General features: G+C 46.6%; 15 protein-coding genes and 1 pseudogene. 13 read left to right on the top strand and 3 right to left on the bottom strand.

From position 1 onward, the window contains the following. Window positions 1–18: 18 nt before the first annotated feature. Window positions 19–462 (top strand): D-aminoacyl-tRNA deacylase, encoded by a 444-nt coding sequence (dtd, locus tag ACWNM1_RS21510; RefSeq protein WP_076284841.1) that lies wholly within the window; start codon window positions 19–21, stop codon window positions 460–462. A 166-nt stretch (window positions 463–628) separates the two neighbouring features. On the opposite strand, the gene ACWNM1_RS21515 is transcribed toward dtd, so the two are convergent. The 3 genes from ACWNM1_RS21515 to ACWNM1_RS21525 all read right to left on the bottom strand — a co-directional run bounded on the left by ACWNM1_RS21515 (window position 629) and on the right by ACWNM1_RS21525 (window position 4,039). After that, window positions 629–1,750 carry a hypothetical protein gene (locus ACWNM1_RS21515; protein ID WP_449602591.1) on the bottom strand — a complete coding sequence of 374 codons (1,122 nt, stop codon included), beginning with the start codon at window positions 1,748–1,750 and terminating at the stop codon, window positions 629–631. A gap of 130 nt (window positions 1,751–1,880) precedes the next feature. Further along, window positions 1,881–3,350, bottom strand: coding sequence for a sensor histidine kinase (locus tag ACWNM1_RS21520; protein WP_449602592.1), 1,470 nt, complete (start codon window positions 3,348–3,350; stop codon window positions 1,881–1,883). Beyond that, a complete protein-coding gene (locus ACWNM1_RS21525) occupies window positions 3,347–4,039 on the bottom strand; it encodes a response regulator transcription factor (RefSeq protein ID WP_449602593.1) in 693 nt (230 codons plus the stop codon). Before ACWNM1_RS21525 ends, ACWNM1_RS21520 begins: the two co-directional genes overlap by 4 nt. Before the next feature lie 100 nt (window positions 4,040–4,139). On the opposite strand from ACWNM1_RS21525, the pseudogene ACWNM1_RS21530 reads away from it, so the two are divergent. The 12 genes and pseudogenes from ACWNM1_RS21530 to ACWNM1_RS21585 all read left to right on the top strand — a co-directional run. Continuing rightward, a pseudogene (locus ACWNM1_RS21530) lies at window positions 4,140–4,238 on the top strand (hypothetical protein); the annotation flags it as partial. A gap of 84 nt (window positions 4,239–4,322) precedes the next feature. Then, entirely contained in the window at window positions 4,323–4,478 is a 156-nt protein-coding gene (locus ACWNM1_RS21535; protein WP_179085778.1) for a hypothetical protein, read from the top strand. A 148-nt stretch (window positions 4,479–4,626) separates the two neighbouring features. Further along, window positions 4,627–5,133 (top strand): type 1 glutamine amidotransferase domain-containing protein, encoded by a 507-nt coding sequence (locus ACWNM1_RS21540; protein ID WP_449602594.1) that lies wholly within the window; start codon window positions 4,627–4,629, stop codon window positions 5,131–5,133. A 47-nt stretch (window positions 5,134–5,180) separates the two neighbouring features. Then, complete coding sequence (locus ACWNM1_RS21545) at window positions 5,181–5,630, top strand: hypothetical protein (RefSeq protein ID WP_449602595.1); 450 nt, start codon at window positions 5,181–5,183, stop codon at window positions 5,628–5,630. Between the two features lie 366 nt (window positions 5,631–5,996). Continuing rightward, window positions 5,997–6,122 carry a hypothetical protein gene (locus ACWNM1_RS21550; protein WP_256990000.1) on the top strand — a complete coding sequence of 42 codons (126 nt, stop codon included), beginning with the start codon at window positions 5,997–5,999 and terminating at the stop codon, window positions 6,120–6,122. 197 nt (window positions 6,123–6,319) lie between these two features. Continuing rightward, complete coding sequence (hisS, locus tag ACWNM1_RS21555; RefSeq protein WP_449602596.1) at window positions 6,320–7,573, top strand: histidine--tRNA ligase; 1,254 nt, start codon at window positions 6,320–6,322, stop codon at window positions 7,571–7,573. An 81-nt stretch (window positions 7,574–7,654) separates the two neighbouring features. Next, the gene (gene aspS, locus ACWNM1_RS21560) at window positions 7,655–9,433 is read left to right on the top strand and encodes an aspartate--tRNA ligase (RefSeq protein WP_449602597.1); all 1,779 of its coding nucleotides are present in this window, start codon (window positions 7,655–7,657) and stop codon (window positions 9,431–9,433) included. Window positions 9,434–9,499: 66 nt separating this feature from the next. Continuing rightward, window positions 9,500–10,255, top strand: coding sequence for a tRNA threonylcarbamoyladenosine dehydratase (locus ACWNM1_RS21565; RefSeq protein ID WP_042191088.1), 756 nt, complete (start codon window positions 9,500–9,502; stop codon window positions 10,253–10,255). A 238-nt stretch (window positions 10,256–10,493) separates the two neighbouring features. Continuing rightward, window positions 10,494–11,792: an NCS2 family permease gene (locus ACWNM1_RS21570; protein ID WP_042191085.1), complete on the top strand. Its 1,299-nt coding sequence runs from the start codon at window positions 10,494–10,496 to the stop codon at window positions 11,790–11,792. Window positions 11,793–11,922: 130 nt separating this feature from the next. Further along, entirely contained in the window at window positions 11,923–14,106 is a 2,184-nt protein-coding gene (locus ACWNM1_RS21575) for a HelD family protein (protein ID WP_449602598.1), read from the top strand. Between the two features lie 391 nt (window positions 14,107–14,497). Next, on the top strand, window positions 14,498–14,779 hold the full coding sequence (locus tag ACWNM1_RS21580) for a CD3324 family protein (protein WP_042191081.1): 282 nt from the start codon (window positions 14,498–14,500) through the stop codon (window positions 14,777–14,779). 245 nt (window positions 14,780–15,024) lie between these two features. Continuing rightward, window positions 15,025–16,329 (top strand): replication-associated recombination protein A, encoded by a 1,305-nt coding sequence (locus ACWNM1_RS21585; RefSeq protein ID WP_449602599.1) that lies wholly within the window; start codon window positions 15,025–15,027, stop codon window positions 16,327–16,329. The last annotated feature ends 139 nt before the right edge of the window (window positions 16,330–16,468 follow it).

Raw genomic sequence — 16,468 nt, forward strand, 5'->3', positions numbered from 1 at the left:
AAGGAGCGGAGTAGTACGATGAGAGTTGTAGTACAGCGTTGTAAGGACGCCAAAGTAACCGTGGATAAGGCAGTGACCGGAGAAATTGGCAAAGGCTTAATGCTGCTAGTTGGTGTTACGCATGAGGATACAGAAAAGGATGCCAAATATTTGGCGGATAAAATAGCAGGACTACGAATTTTTGAAGATGATGCTGGTAAAATGAACTACAGTGTCACAGAGACTGAGGGAGCGATTCTTTCAGTATCCCAGTTTACTTTATACGGGGATTGTCGTAAGGGGAGACGGCCGAATTTCATGGGAGCAGCAGCTCCTGCGGAGGCCGAGCGACTTTATGATTACTTTAACCAAGAGCTTAGAGCTGGAGGCCTTCAAGTGGAGACGGGGGTTTTTGGAGCGATGATGGATGTGTCGCTGACCAATTGGGGCCCGGTTACTCTCATTTTAGATAGCCGCAGTTGATGAAAAAAATGTCGAAGATTGCTTCCTATTTATCAAGACCTTAACATCAAAAAAATTCAAATTTAAAAAGCGTCCAACATATTAGTCGTGACTAATATGTTGGACGCTTTTTTGTTATTGTAATATTCGTTCTCCGTTGGTGTAATCAACTTATTAATCTTGTTAATCACTTCAACACTAGCCGATAAGTCGTGAGTTTGGGCTTATTATCCACAAATGTGCTCGTCGAGACCATTAGTTGCTTGCCGGAAGGGCTCCAGGCGACGGTTGCAACATCCTGGAAATCGCCGAGTTGCTCGATCTTGCCTGTCTTCGCATTCGCAACGTAGACACCGTTCATCCCGTCCCTGTCCTTGTTATACACGGCGAACGCCAAGTACGAGCTATCTGGTGACCAATCGAAGGCGTACATCTGAGTCGTCACGGCGAGCTTAGTCCGCTTCGAGGTGTCGTTCGAGTTCATGAGGAACAGCGTGCGTTCCGTATCCCCCGTACTCTTCAGCATGGCTAACTGATTGCCGTCAGGGGACAGCGACATTCTCCAGACGGATTTGTCCACGATCGTCTCTTTCTTCGTCTCCAGATTGTAGGCCGACAGTGTGTTATCAGGATTAGGGTTGACGTAGAAGAGCGTATTCCCGGTCTTCGCTGCATAATCGAACATGACGTTTTTATCTTTGCTAAGCAATACCTCGTCTTTACTAACTGTCCCAACCTCCAGAATAGCACCTTTACCGTTGCCGACGATCAGATGGCTGGAGTCTGTCCACTGGCCCCATTCCTGTCCGCCCTTATCCTTATCCGTGATTATTCGGCTAGTTCCAGTTGGCACATGCACAAGGACACCGCGGCCACCGTCCATCATGAACGAGGTGTTTTCATGGAAAAAGACATATTGGCCGTCCGGCGAGACAATCGGACTCTCATGCACGCGGTCTTCGCTCGGTTTCAGCGCCTTGACCTGCTTCGTTTTCAAATTGTAAATGTACAGCTGGGCAGGATTCATTGGACCAGAGTCGGAATCAATCTTCTTCGCGTCCGGGTTCGTCTGGGTAATTAACAATTCGTTCTCGTTCAGCCAATCTTGGGCATACAGGCCGTCAAGTCGCTCGAGTTGATCCATGGTGATTGGTTTATCGGTTTGCGAATCATTCTTCTCTGGCTTGTTCTTGTCGATGACGGTAACTGGTGGGCTATTAGTTGCTCCACCGCCGTTATTCTGTGTTGTGCTGCTGCAGCCTGCGATCCCAACCGCTAGTAATACGATCCCAACTTGTTTCATCTTCATGAATGATGTATCTCCTTCTAAGCTGTGTTATAAATCTGATAAGAGTGTACCAACAGGATGTCTCCACAGTATTTCGAATTGTTTCCAAGTTGTAAACGGTTCGAGACTTGGAGAAGAGAGAAATTGGGACTTATACAGAATCATGATGATAGAGGGGAAACTGTACTTCAAACACGCTCCCAGTGGAGTCTGACCGTTTCAATTGTATGATTCCTCTTTGCTTCTCCACCCATTGCTGAACGAGAGCAAGTCCCAAGCCGCTTCCTTTCGTTTCTTTTGAACGCGCCTTGTTCGCGGTGTAGAAGGGTTCAAAGATTCGCTCCTGGGATTCGAAAGGAATGCCAATTCCCGTATCAATAATTTCTATCTTTGCGTGATTCTGTTCGGTATACAAACGAATATTGACGCTTCCACCGGGGAGGTTGTATTTGATCGCGTTGTCCAGTAAATTAACGAAGATGTGTATTAAACTCTCGCGTTCCGCCCATATGGTGGCAGGTACTGTTTGAAGCTGAAAGGTTAGTCCGAATTTGTCAGCCTTGCCTTTCATAAGAGAGACGAGCTCGTCCAGCACGATATCAAGTGACACGGCTTCAGCCTGATATTCGAATTCGTACTTCTCCAGTGAGGCAAGGCGCAGCGCGTTTTCCACTAGCTTGTGCAGTCTAGACGATTCCTTGCGAATGCTTTCCATCGCTTGCTGAAACAGTAAAGGATCATCTGGGTACAGTTCCAGTAGATCGGCATATGCAGTGATAGAAGTGAGAGGGGTCTTAAGTTCATGACTAATATTGTTAATGAATTGCTTCTGTTGCTGTTCCAATACTTGCAGCTTGTCTACGACAAGCGATAGCTTCGCTTTCTCCGTTTCTAGCTTCTTCATACTCGATTCGATCTCACGGCTCATGCTATAAATACCCTCGCTTAATTCGCCAAGTTCATCCTTACGGACTAGCGGTGCATGATCAATATATGCTCCTGCTTCGATGTTATTCGCTGTCTGCTTGAGCAGAGTTATAGCTTTGGATTGTCGGTAGACATAGAGGAAGCCGAGCAGGAAGCTGGCGAGCAGAACGGTTGAGCCGGATAGGAGGAACATTGTTCTTGTCTGCCGGTAAAAAGCGTGCAGTTCGCCCACGGGTCTCTGGAATTCGGCTACAGCGATCAGTTGTTCCTCGAACATGATGGGGGTGAAATAATATAGCACGTCCTGGACGTCCGAATAAGCAACCTTGCCCTGGAGTGCATACTGCAGCGCATCCGGCATAGTGGGGGAAGGAACGAGAGGCAGCGAATTCCCGATCTCGACACCGGTCTCATCGTACAGTAGAACGTGCAGTCCGTTGGATTGCCCCAATCGATTGGAGAGATCCATGCCACGATACTTCATGAATGCCTTCAAGCTGACCTGTTCCCCGGACAAGTAGCTCATCTTCACCGTCAATTCGGCGCGGTTCGTCATCTCCGCCATTTCACGTTCTAGTCCAATGCGTTGGTTGTGACGGATACTGCGTAGTACTAGCACACTAAGTACGCTCACCGTGAACAACAGCAGGCCGGCGAGCAGCAGGGAGAACTTCCAGCGTAAGCTCACCTTCATACGGACTCCCGGGTGGCCTTGTAACCTACTCCGTATACGGTCTGGAGCAGACGTTGACCTTCGTCGCCCAGCTTACTGCGGATTCGCTGTATATGAATGTCGACCGTGCGCGTGCCCCCGTCATAGTCGAGCCCCCAGACAAGATCTAGTAGTTCCTCACGAGTGTATACCCGTTCCGAATGGAGGATGAGCAGGTGTAGCAGCTCGAATTCTTTGGGCGTCAGCCCCACCTTCTCACCGGCCACCTGTACGTCACGATGTGACGGGTTCACTGTCACCGTACCAATCATAATTGGACTGTCGGAGGGAGCGTGTTCCGCACTTTTCTCGACTCGACGGTGAAGCGCTCTAACTCGGGCGACGAGCTCTCGAATATCGAACGGCTTGGTCATATAATCATCTGCACCCAGCTCTAGGCCTAGTACTTTGTCTACAATGTCGTTCTTGACCGTGAGCAATAGGATGCCAATCCCTCTCCGGTTCTCCAGCCGACGGCACACATCATAACCAGACAGCCCTGGCATCATAACGTCCAGTACGAACACTTGCGGCTGGAACGATTCGACCAGCTTAAGCGCGGCTTCGCCGTCAGCGGCCGTTTCGACCTGAAAGCCTTCCCGCCGCAGTGCATAGGCGATCGCTATCACGATAGAGCATTCATCGTCTACGACAAGCACTCTTTTATCCATGCTGTTAATCCTTTCCACCTCGCTATTGTTGTTGTGATACGCCTATTCTACATATTGCGCTCAGCAAAAGCGAACCCATTGGGGGTTTGAAAGCAATCACCAGCTCAAACGGAAATTCCGAAATTCCAGTCAGCCTCCTTCTTCTGATGGGTACAAGTATCCTGCGCGTAGAAGTCTGCTTGTTTCTGTTGTGTTGTAAGTAGAATCTTGTGCGGATAGAGCCTCTTGGAGCTGGATAAACTAAAGGTAGACAGTTATCCCGCACGATGCAAGGAGCTTAGCAATGAGACATTCACAGAAGGCATGGGTATGGAGAAGTATCCCGGCACTAGCGACAGGGAGTCCTGTAGAAGCCTATGCATTAGCCAAAAAGACGGAAGATGAAATTGAATCTCAAGTGATCAAAGGAAGAAGCCGTAATCTCTTACCGCGTACCTAAAATGGGTGGTGGAGGCGGCTTTTTGATGCGGTTAACCGGAGATATTTTCTGATTAGAGGTTAGAAATCATTGTGATAAGGGTAATAGACGACAAGAAAGATCAATAAGTACCTATTCATTTGCACAAGCAGAGAGGAGAACTTATCACATGAGTAATGTTGCATTTTTACTAGCTAATGATTTTGAAGATTCTGAGATGAAGGTCCCTTACGATGAAGTTATAAAGGCAGGACATCAAGCTGACATTATTGGTTTAAAGAAGGGTGAGACCTTACTAGGCAAAAAGAAGGAAGTCTCCTACGCAGCCGATAAAGCTATAGCTGACGTTCAAGCAGGTAATTATGACGCGATAGTAATTCCTGGAGGTTCTTCCCCAGAAAATTTACGGCAAAATGCAGATATTTTGAAGTTTGTGAAAGAAGCAAATGATGCTGGTAAGCCTATCGCTTCTATTTGCCACGGACCCCAAATTCTGATCAGTGCAGACTTGCTTAAAGGACGTACCATCACCTGTTATCCTCCGTTGAAAGATGATGTTGTGAACGCTGGTGCGGAGTTTAAAGATGAAGAAGTGGTAGTTGATCGTAATTACATTACTTCGCGTACCCCGAAAGATGAGCCTGCTTTCGTTCGTGCAATATTGAAGGTCCTGTAATAGCAATTTATAACACTGAGTCTTATAATCTAAAGGAGGTAATGGTAATGACCAGAAAAATCCAAGCATATTTTAGAACGGAAAATGAAGCAGAAGGTGCTAAAATAGCATTGATTAGTTACAAGGTGGATGGCTTGGAGGTATGGCCACTCACGGACCCTATTGGGGAAGATCGTAGAATTCTATTTCCGATAGCCCCGTTTAGTAATACGACGTTAGCCGCAGGTACAGTAGGGACGCTTGGAACGGGTAGCACTCCGGCAGCTGGAGCTATGTTGGCCCCTGGTGTTGCCGCCTCCGAAACGCGTGATGAGCCTGAGACCCATTATAGCGTGGATGAAGACCAGGTTAGTGCGGGTGTAGCAGATGGTGAGCTCGAAGATGGGGATTTAAGTGAACTTCGTTATGTGATGGACCTAAGTGTCGCAGAAGAGAATTATAATGAGGTTGTGGAAACCCTTCGGGGCAAAGGGGCATTTGTGGAGCAATTCGATTAACAGCAATCTATTAAAATAAACCGCTTTCATGAATGTAATATAATCGTAATATTACATACATGTTTCCTTAATATAGCGTGTTTATAATAAAGGCATGACCCCCTTTTTAATAATATATGATGATGGACCTGCAGCATTCGGCTGCAGGTCATTTTTTTTGTAACAGTTGAAGTTAAAGGTCAAAAGTTGAAAGTTGTCGAATTTTTTATTCAGCTTCGCATTTCCTGCCTTGACTTTAGCGCAGTAGTTCAGTAGAATTTAAAAATATACGATTTTATCATATGGTTTTGATGACGGGAACAAGTAATTCGAGGACCCACAACGCCAGAGAGGAATCCCCTGTAGATTCAGATGATATCCAGTACAATGGATGATCTATCGTTTCTGCTTGGCTGCAAGGATTCTGTTGATGAGCGAATGAATGACCTCCCCGAGAACGTACGGCGAAAGTGGGCAATGCATATTGCCGCTATCAGTAGCCGTTATGCGTAGGCGGGCGTTAACCGCTTTGAGCGGATTCAGAATGGTTCTGATCCGGAATGTGGGTGGTACCACGGGTGTATTATTGGTTATGATAATCCCTCGTCCCTGTTTTTTATAAACAGGGCGGGGGATTTTTTGTTTTGTTTAGCATGATGAAGTGATGAAGAGAGCAGATTTAGAGGGGTATTTTTTAGGAGGGATAGACTGTGGCTAAAGAAAGATTCGAGAAACCTACAGGAACGCAGGATGTGCTTCCGGGAGCTGTGGAGAAATGGCAGTATATTGAGGGGAAGGCTAGAGATTTATGCCGTCGTTTCAATTACCGTGAAATCCGTACACCGATGTTCGAGCATACGGGGTTATTCGAGCGTGGAGTAGGCGAAACAACGGATATTGTAGAAGGCGAGATGTACACGTTCAAGGATAAAGGCGATCGTGATCTGGCGCTGCGTCCAGAAGGAACGGCTGGTGTCGTTAGAGCTTATGTTCAGAACAAGCTTTACGGTGAACCTGATGTAAGTAAGCTGTATTATATCGGACCTATGTTCCGTTATGAGCGTCCACAGGCAGGTAGATATCGTCAATTCCATCAGTTTGGTATTGAGGCTTTTGGAGCTGTAGATCCGGCTATTGATGCGGAAGTAGTCTCCTTAGGCTATCAATTCTATAAGGATCTTGGCCTTAAGGATGTAAGAGTGGAAATCAATTCTGTCGGTAACGCACCTAGCCGTGCAGCTTATCGGGAGAAACTATTGGGTTTCTTAAGACCAATGAAGGATACCCTTTGCAGTGACTGTCAGCGTCGTATTGAGCGTAATCCGCTTCGCGTGCTGGATTGTAAGGTAGACCAAGATAAATTTACAGATGCGCCTTCCATTTTGGATAGTCTGGACGAAGAGTGCACCGCTCATTTTGAGAAGGTGAAGATGCACCTTGATATCATGGGTGTGGAATTTACCATTAACCCTCGCCTTGTAAGAGGACTGGATTATTACACGCATACAGCGTTTGAATATAAAGCAGCAGGTATTGGTTCGATTGATACCGTGGGCGGCGGAGGCCGGTACAACGGTTTGGTTGAAGAAATTGGTGGACCGGATCAACCGGGTATTGGTTTTGGGATTGGACTTGAACGAATTCTCCTCATTTTGGAGGATCAGAAGGTAGAGCTGGAGACGGCGAAGCCACTGGATGTGTACTTTGTAGCTCTCGGTGAAGAAGCTGATACCGAAATCTCTAAGCAGCTATATATTCTGCGTAGCCAAGGGTACTCAGCAGAACGTGACTACCTAGGCCGGAAAATGAAGGCACAGATGAAATCGGCAGACCGTATGTCGGCACGTTATACTGCGATTCTTGGCGAAGATGAGCTGAAGAATGGTGTGATTACCGTGAAGTCGATGAACACAGGGGAGCAGCGCACCGTGAAGCTGGATGAGCTGGGTCAGGCACTAGTTTAGACCGTCTGACTAACGTCTTATGGTGACTGTATAGAGAAAGATTAAAAATGTATTTTTAACCATGAAGGGGAATGATAAATTATGCAAAGAAGTCATCAGTGTGGACAATTAACACCAGAACATATTGGACAGACGGTAACCTTGAACGGATGGGTGCAGACCCGCCGCGACCTCGGGGGCGTACTATTTATTGATCTGCGTGACAGAAGCGGTATTGTGCAAGTTGTATTTAACCCAGACTACTCTGGCGAAGCCTTACAAATTGCTGATAAGGTTCGTAGTGAATACGTTCTGGCTGTTAAAGGTAAAGTTGTTAAGCGTGATGAGGAAACCGTTAACCGCAATCTGCCAACAGGTGAAATTGAAGTGCAAATTACGGATATCGAAGTGCTGAACGCAGCTAAGACACCTCCGTTCTTCATCGAAGATGGTGTGGAAGTAGACGAGTCTCTGCGTCTCAAATATCGTTATTTGGACCTTCGTCGTCCAGAGATGCAAAGAACTTTGCTGCTTCGCTCGAAAGCTTCTAAGATTTTCCGTGATTTCCTTGACAGTGAAGGATTCATCGACGTAGAAACACCGATCCTAACTAAGAGCTCACCGGAAGGCGCGCGTGATTATCTGGTACCAAGCCGTGTGCATGAAGGCGAATTCTTCGCATTGCCGCAATCTCCACAAATCTACAAGCAATTGTTGATGGTCGGCGGCGTTGAGCGCTATTACCAAATTGCTCGTTGTTTCCGTGATGAAGATTTGCGTGCTGACCGTCAGCCTGAATTCACTCAAGTCGACATTGAGACTTCATTCCTGTCACAAGATGAATTGCTTGGTATGATGGAGAAGTTGATGCAGCGTCTGTTCAAGGAAACTGTAGGAGCAGATATTGAGCTTCCGTTCCAACGGTTGACCTATGCTGATGCTATGGGCAAATACGGTTCTGACAAACCTGATCTGCGTTTTGGATTAGAGCTTGTAGAAATGAACGATATTGTTGCTACTAGCGGTGTTAAGGTATTCGCTTCTGTAATCGAAAAAGGCGGCGAAGTGAAATGTCTAAATGCTAAAGGCTGTGGCACTTGGACTCGTAAAGAAATCGATGACCTTGGACCTTATGCTGCTCGCTATGGCGCGAAAGGCTTGGCATGGATTCAAGTGAAAGACGGCGAATTCAAAGGGCCGATTGTGAAATTCTTCTCCGAAGAAGAAATTGCGGCTGTGAAGGAACGTACAGGCGCTGAAGAAGGCGACCTTCTCCTCTTCTCCGCTGATAATAAAAAGGTTGTAGCAGACGTTCTAGGCGCCCTTCGTGTTAAAATTGGACGTCAGCTCGGTCTGATTGACGATAATGTGTTCAAGTTCGCTTGGGTTACAGACTTCCCGCTCCTTGGATATGACGAAGATCAGAAGCGTTATGTAGCAGAACACCATCCGTTCACTCGTCCACGTGAAGAGGATCTGCATCTATTTGACACTGATCCAGGTGCGATCCGTGCACAAGCTTATGACATCGTTCTGAACGGTTATGAAGTAGGCGGAGGCTCCATGCGGATTTACAAACGCGAAGTACAGGAGAAAATGTTCGAAGCCCTTGGATTTACGAAAGAGGTTGCTTATGAGAAGTTCGGCTACCTGATGGATGCGTTCGAATATGGTACACCTCCACACGGTGGTATCGCTTTTGGTTTAGATCGTCTAGTTATGCTACTGTCCGGTCGTACAAATCTGCGTGAAACCATCGCATTCCCGAAAACGGCAAGTGCAACAGACCTACTTATGGACGCACCTTCGCCAGTAGATGGTTCACAATTGGAGCAGCTGCACATTAAGCTGGCGCTTAAACCGAAGAAAGAAAAAGAATAATTAACTAATCAAAGCGGGCGAGGCAGATTTCTGCTTCGCCAAAGCTTTTGAAGGAGGCTGAACCTCATGCTACATCAGTTCTCACGCACGGAACTGGCGATCGGACCGGAAGGTCTGGAAATAATGAAGAACAGCACGGTAGCGGTGCTTGGCATCGGCGGTGTTGGCGGTATAGCAGTTGAGGCTTTGGCGCGTACCGGCATCGGCAGACTGATTCTGATAGATAAGGACACTGTAGACATCACCAATGTAAACCGCCAGATTCATGCACTCACAACTACGGTTGGGCAGAAGAAGGCTGAACTGATGGTAGACCGTGTGAAGCTGATCAATCCGGAATGCGAAGCGATTGCGCTCAACATGTTCTATACGGAAGAAACCTATGAGGAATTGTTCAAATTAAAACCTGATTATGTACTTGATGCTTCGGATACGATTATTTATAAGGTTCACATAATCAAAGAATGTCTGTCCCGTGGAATTCCAATGATCTCAAGCATGGGCGCTGCCAACAAAATGGATCCTACAAGATTCCAGGTAGCGGACATTTCCAAGACAACTTATGACCCTATTGCGCGTGTCATTCGTCAGAAGCTGCGTAAGGAAGGGATTAAGAAAGGCGTGAAGGTGGTTTTCTCTACGGAGCCGCCAATGAAGCCACGTCAGGATGTTACGGATAAGATCGTTCCGGAGAATGCGCCGGATCGACGTAAAGCGAAACAACCACCAGCTAGTAACGCCTTCGTTCCACCGGTAGCAGGCCTGATCATGGTCAGTGTTGCCGTGCGTGATTTGCTTGAGGCTGGAGGCGTCAGCGTGTAAGTGAATCGCTGAGCTGAAGCTGTTTCAATTATAGTGGTAGTAGTAATAAAATGGACCAAAAGGGCGACCAGCTGAAATCCAGTTGCGTACGCCCTTTTGTTGTGGTTAACAGGCGGGTCTGCAAGATGCAGACCACAAATAGGCATAATAGTTGAACCGGGATGAACCGTTGATTATAAGCCTTATTATCCGGGTAATATCCGCCTGCGGAACTTAATATCAGTGGAGGTTTTTGTACATGAAATCAAATTTTTGGCGAAATAGTGTAGGACTTGCACCAGAGAATGACTGGAAACGGGAGTGGGCTGCAGGGATCCTCTCGTATTTTGCTTCAGTATACATTGTGATGGTGAATGCGACCATTCTTCATGACGCGGGTATGCCGCTTAGACCAGCAATGGTGGCTACACTATTGACTGCCATTACAGGCTGTCTACTGATGGCTTTCGGTGGGAAGACACCGATCATCGTGGTACCAGGGATGGGGATAAACGCATTTTTCACATACACACTTGTACATTCTATGAATTTAGGTTGGAGAGAGGCGCTTACTGTAGTCGTAATAACCGGTGTGTTATTCGCTATCGTGGCCTTCACATCGCTCTATCGTATTCTGAGTGAGGCGATTCCTCAAAACCTACAGCATGCCATTACAGTCGGGATAGGACTTTTTCTGACCTTTATAGGACTGCAAAAAAGCGGGATTGTGATTGCGCATCAGACCACATTTGTTGCTATAGGACATTTTAGTGATCCAGCAGTTATCACTTCTTGTGTAACTTTATTACTCGCTTTAGTACTGTTTATCCGCGGGACCAATGGTGGTTTGCTAATCAGTATGCTTGTTGGTACAGGTCTAGCCTACTTGCTGGGAGCGGCACACGCGCCTGAGAAGCAGGCATCAGGTCATGTATTTACGGGTTATGAAAGCTTATTTCTGGGAATGGACTGGAGCGGCATTGTGAGCCTTGTGTTCTGGATTGCTGTTTTCTTACTGCTCTTAATTGTTGTATTTGAAAATATTGGGCTAGTCGCCTCACAGACTATGATGGCAGGGCGTCCTGAGCGCTTCAAGAGTAGCTTACGAGCACTCTCTATTGCCAATATCGCTGCAGGTCTCTTCGGAAGCAGTCCTGTAGTAGCCGCTGCCGAATCTAATGCAGGTATTGCTGCAGGCGGACGTTCGGGACTGACCTCACTCGTGGCAGGGCTGCTGTTCGGGGCGACATTCCTGTTCCTCCCTCTGCTCTCCTACATTCCAGACAGTGCTATCGCTCCGATCTTGATTGTAATCGGTGGGCTTATGGTACAGAATGTGCGTGAAATGGACTTGGGAGATTTAACAGAGCTCTTTCCTTCTTTCCTAATCATGGTCATGATTCCATTCACCTATAGCATCGTAGATGGTATGGCTTTTGGATTTATTACTTATCCGATCGTGAAGCTTGCGGTGGGCAAGGGCAAGGAAGTACCTCCTGCGCTGTATGGGATTGCGGGCTTATTTGTAGCTAACTTTATTTTGCAAGCTGTGCTGTAGTCGTATGTTCGCTTGAAAGATTTGGTATTTTAGTGCTGATTATGCTACAATGGGTATCCTTTTTGCGTGAGAAGAGGGAATGAGGAGAATGAAAATTTAAGCTCGATAAACTTTTAGGAGGTAACTGAAATTGGAAGACAACTTTCAAAGTGCCTATCAAGAGGAAGAAGACAGGCTGAATCAAGCGCTTACTGAGATTGACACCTTACTGGAGAAACTTAACCAGACTCCGGTGTACACGGGACATGATTATACGGAACAGGTGTTAGAAGCGAACCGTGATCAGAAGCGCAAAGATCTTGCCAAGCTTCGGCAGGAGCCTTATTTCGGACGGCTTGATTTTCAGGGCAATGATGAGAAGCAGCGGAAGGCACTCTATATAGGCAAAATCGGCGTAGACCGCGAGCAGGTAAGCGACCGTCCGCTAGTCATCGACTGGCGCGCACCGGTAGCAAGCCTGTTCTATTCGTTTACCGGTGGTACGGAGCCTGCCTCCTATGAAGCTCCTGAGGGACTGATAGAAGGACTGGTATTCCTCAAGCGCAACGTGGTAATCCGGAAGCAGATTCTGGAGCGGGTCGCAGATACGTATAACCGGGAGAGTGACGCACCTGTGGTGTCAGATGAGTTTCTCGTCTATCGCCTGGGTGAGAACAAAGATAATCGTCTCCGTGATATCGTATCGACCATTCAGGAGGAACAGGACAAGATTATCCGTGCCGCCAAAAATACAGCATTGATCATTCAGGGCGTAGCGGGAAGTGGTAAAACTACAGTTGCACTACACCGGTTAGCCTTTCTGCTGTATCAATACAAAGATCAGGTCTCTGCAGAAAAAATGATTATTTTTGCACCGAACCGAATGTTTCTGGATTATATTTCGGATGTACTGCCTGAACTCGGTGTAGGAAATATTGCCCAGAGCACTTTCCCGGATTGGGCTGCAAATGTACTAGGTCTGGAGCTTCCAGAGCAAGATGCTACGGAGACGATGAACCGTTGGTTCGAAACTCCGGGCGGCATGCCTGTGATTACAGAAGAGACACCAGGACGCTTCAAGGGTTCTACGGTGTTGATGGGAATAATAGAGTCCAGCATCAAGCTATTGGAAAGCAGCTCGGTACCTGAGGGTGATTTTATCCCATGGGAAGGCGCTGTGCTGCGCCGCTCCATGATCTTGCGCTGGCATAATGAGGAGTACGCTCCTTATCCGCCAGCGAAGCGTAAGGAACGTGTAATGGCAAGGATACATCGCTGGATTGAGATGGAGCTGAAGAAGAGTCCGTCAGCTGCAGCTATGAAGGATCGCAAGAAAAAAGGTGCTGCGCGAGAAAAAGCATACAGTGCAAAATGGCCTAAGTATGATCCGCTGACGATCTACAAGCAAATCTTTCGTGCGGCTAAAGTCCCGGAAGATTGGCCGGTGGATCCACCTGAGAATATTCCAGCAGCTGTGCTGAAGGAAACGGCAAAAGAGCTGAAAAAAGGGATTATACGTGAAGAGGATTTACCACCGCTGTTGTATATTTATTATCTTTTGAATGGGAACGAAGGCGGCGCTCGTTTTGATCATGTGGTGATCGATGAAGCCCAGGATTTCTCCCCCTTCCAAATTGCTGTGCTGGATTTATACGTGCGTGGACATTCCTTTACCGTTCTAGGCGATCTGTCGCAGGGTATACACGCTTATAAAGGCGTACACGCATGGGAAGAGATGCAGACCTTATTTGCACCTGAGAACACGGCTTACCATGCGCTGACACGCAGCTATCGATCAACCATGGAAATTATAGACTTCGCTAATGGAATTCTATCCTCGGGAGTAGAAAGTTCGTTGTTGGCTGTTCCTGTCTTTCGTAGTGGTGACCCTGTTAGGATGATCGCCTACGGAGAAATAGTCGGAGAATGGGAAGCTGAAGGAAATGCTCGTTTGAGCACTATACAATCGGCACTGAAGTCCCTGTCTGGAAGGGAATATCGTACAGTGGCAGTGCTAACACGTAGTCTGCGTGAAGCTACAGAGCTGTACGCTGAACTGGAGCAGCATTTTGAAGATATTCATCTGATCGACGGTAGCATGACGCAATATCAGGGTGGATTATCGGTACTACCTGTGTATTTATCTAAAGGTTTGGAATTTGATTCGGTCATTTTAGCAGATGCCGATAAAGACCATTACGGGGCAACGGCATGGGATGCGAAGCTGATGTATGTAGGCTGTACACGTGCTCTTCACGAGCTGTGGCTGCTCCATAATGGGGAAGTTCCTTCCTATGTGCAAACGGCGGCTGGAAGCGATTTTGAGGGCAATTAAGACTGGTGGAGAATGGTTATAACTGTTCTTGGTCTTGTAACTAACCTATAGGTATGGCTTAATAATAAGTGTCCGGCCGGGCAAGAACACTCTGGAAGGAGGCTGATTGAAATGATTTCAGTATACGAGGTGGTTTCCGTCTAAGACGGAAATCTGCTTAAAGCGAGGAGGCCGTAAGGCCTCCTTATTACTAACATAGACAGTACCACACAAATCCATAAGAACAATGAAAAATGAATTCGAATGTAGACGCTACCAAAAGGTTTTTATATAATGAAATTACGGATTTTTCCAAATATGAGGAGAAGAAAGGAGGCAGGTGACGTGGAAATTACTTTATCAGTAGTTGACGGACGCATAGGAACACACCTGTTGAAGGAGGAAATGCAAGTTGAGTTATGTAAATGGGAAGGATGTGCTCCCCCCTGGCTTGCTCAAAGAGCTTCAGGGATACATCCAAGGTGAACTGCTCTACATCCCGAAGAAAACGGAAGAGCGGGTTAGATGGGGCGAGAACAGCGGTTCGAGGAAAGAGATAGCAAACCGCAATGAGGAAATTTTCAGTTGTCATCGAAAAGGCGATTCCGTAGCAGAGCTTCAGAAGAAGTATCATCTGTCGGAAGAGAGCATTCGAAAAATCATATCAAAAATGCGGCTGGCAATAAATTGCTAGCGTACAATTCAAGCATAAACGTCTTTGGCGTCCCTATAAGGACGGTAAGCGTTTATTCGAGAAATAATAAGGATAAAGTATAGCGTGAAACCTATACTTTCGTATATTTTGAAAAAAGAGCATGGCTCCCGCCTTTCTAAGACGAGATCATGCTCTTTTTATTTTTTTTGTGAAAAATAAGTCTATGGTATGATAATGGGAGATGTACATTGGCTTTTATTAGAATATAGCAAGGAAGTGGAGTTATGGATTTATTTTCTATGGGAGAGGACAACCGGAGCGGACGGTTGCTTGCGGACCGAATGAGACCGGAGAATCTGGATGAATATATTGGTCAAGAACATATCATAGGCCGGGGAAAGCTGTTGCGAAGAGCGATCGAGGCAGACCAGGTCTCTTCAATTTTGCTCTATGGACCTCCTGGATGTGGCAAAACAACATTAGCTCATATCATTTCTCATCACACACAAGGTGAATTCGTACGCTTGAATGCGGTGGAGGCTTCTGTGAAGGATGTGCGGGAGGTCATTGAACGAGCTCAAAATAATAAAACACTTTACGGTTCTAAGACGATTCTTTTTCTGGACGAGGTACATCGGTTTAACAGTTCACGTCAGGACGCGCTATTGCCAGCAGTAGAAAAAGGTACCATTACATTTATTGGCGCAACTACGGAGAACCCGTTCCATTACGTAAACGGAGCGCTTATGAGCCGTTCTACCCTGTTTCAGCTAGAGGCGCTAACGAGTGAGCACAGTCTGGTCGCGATGCGCAGAGCTTTAGCAGACAAGGATAGAGGGCTTGGATTCATGGAGCTTCAGGTCGATGAAGAAGCATTGCTGCATATTGCTACCATGGCTAATGGAGATATCCGGCGAGCTTTAAATGCTCTGGAACTAGCAGCATTAACTACTGCTCCGGAGGTAGACGGGAGTGTGCATATCACGCTGGAGGTGGCGGAGGAGTCGATTCGGCGCCCCATTGTGAAGGCAGATGAATCGACGCAGTATGATGTTCTATCTGCTTTTCACAAAAGCATTCGAGGTTCTAGTGATGCCGCCTTGTTCTGGTTTCTATATGCGGTAGAGAAATTGGGCATGGACCCGATGACTTTTATTCGTCGCCTGATAGCAGCGAGCAGTGAAGATATTGGCTTAGCTAATCCCCAGGCTATGGTCCAAGCGGTAAGTGCGCTTGAAGCCTATAGAAATAACGGTTGGCCAGAAGCGAAGCTAAACATTGCGCAAGCCATTCTTTTCGCAGTGGAGAGTCCAAAGTCTAATGCCGTCTATACGGCTATTTCAAATGCAATGGCGAGTATGGATGAGATTAAATCCGCCGAGGTACCGCTACATTTACGTGATACACACTATAAAGGTGCTGCTGCACTAGGGCATGAAGGATATCAATATCCGCACAATTTTCCGGGGCATTATGTGAAACAGGAGTATCTGCCTAAGGAAATTTCTCAGCGTGTTTTTTATCAAGCGACCGAGCAAGGTAATGAAATTAAGATCCGTCACAATCAAAGACTCCGACGAGAACAATAGTCCACCAGAAACTAAGAAATTTTCCATTTTAATGATAAAAAGAAAATAAATTTAAGGTGACATACAAAATATTTTTTACCAAAAAAAGGCGGCCTAGAGCCGTTTTTTTGTTGTCTGCGTTACTTTTAATCACATGAAT

Source organism: Paenibacillus sp. Marseille-Q9583 (genome assembly GCF_976954365.1).

Bases quoted from the DNA above. Each gene is read 5' to 3' on its own strand.
- dtd (WP_076284841.1), top strand. From the start codon at position 19: ATGAGAGTTGTAGTACAGCGTTGTAAGGACGCCAAAGTAACCGTGGAT.
- ACWNM1_RS21515 (WP_449602591.1), bottom strand. From the start codon at position 1,750: ATGAAGATGAAACAAGTTGGGATCGTATTACTAGCGGTTGGGATCGCA.
- ACWNM1_RS21520 (WP_449602592.1), bottom strand. From the start codon at position 3,350: ATGAAGGTGAGCTTACGCTGGAAGTTCTCCCTGCTGCTCGCCGGCCTG.
- ACWNM1_RS21525 (WP_449602593.1), bottom strand. From the start codon at position 4,039: ATGGATAAAAGAGTGCTTGTCGTAGACGATGAATGCTCTATCGTGATA.
- ACWNM1_RS21535 (WP_179085778.1), top strand. From the start codon at position 4,323: ATGAGACATTCACAGAAGGCATGGGTATGGAGAAGTATCCCGGCACTA.
- ACWNM1_RS21540 (WP_449602594.1), top strand. From the start codon at position 4,627: ATGAGTAATGTTGCATTTTTACTAGCTAATGATTTTGAAGATTCTGAG.
- ACWNM1_RS21545 (WP_449602595.1), top strand. From the start codon at position 5,181: ATGACCAGAAAAATCCAAGCATATTTTAGAACGGAAAATGAAGCAGAA.
- ACWNM1_RS21550 (WP_256990000.1), top strand. From the start codon at position 5,997: ATGGATGATCTATCGTTTCTGCTTGGCTGCAAGGATTCTGTTGATGAG.
- aspS (WP_449602597.1), top strand. From the start codon at position 7,655: ATGCAAAGAAGTCATCAGTGTGGACAATTAACACCAGAACATATTGGA.
- ACWNM1_RS21565 (WP_042191088.1), top strand. From the start codon at position 9,500: ATGCTACATCAGTTCTCACGCACGGAACTGGCGATCGGACCGGAAGGT.
- ACWNM1_RS21570 (WP_042191085.1), top strand. From the start codon at position 10,494: ATGAAATCAAATTTTTGGCGAAATAGTGTAGGACTTGCACCAGAGAAT.
- ACWNM1_RS21585 (WP_449602599.1), top strand. From the start codon at position 15,025: ATGGATTTATTTTCTATGGGAGAGGACAACCGGAGCGGACGGTTGCTT.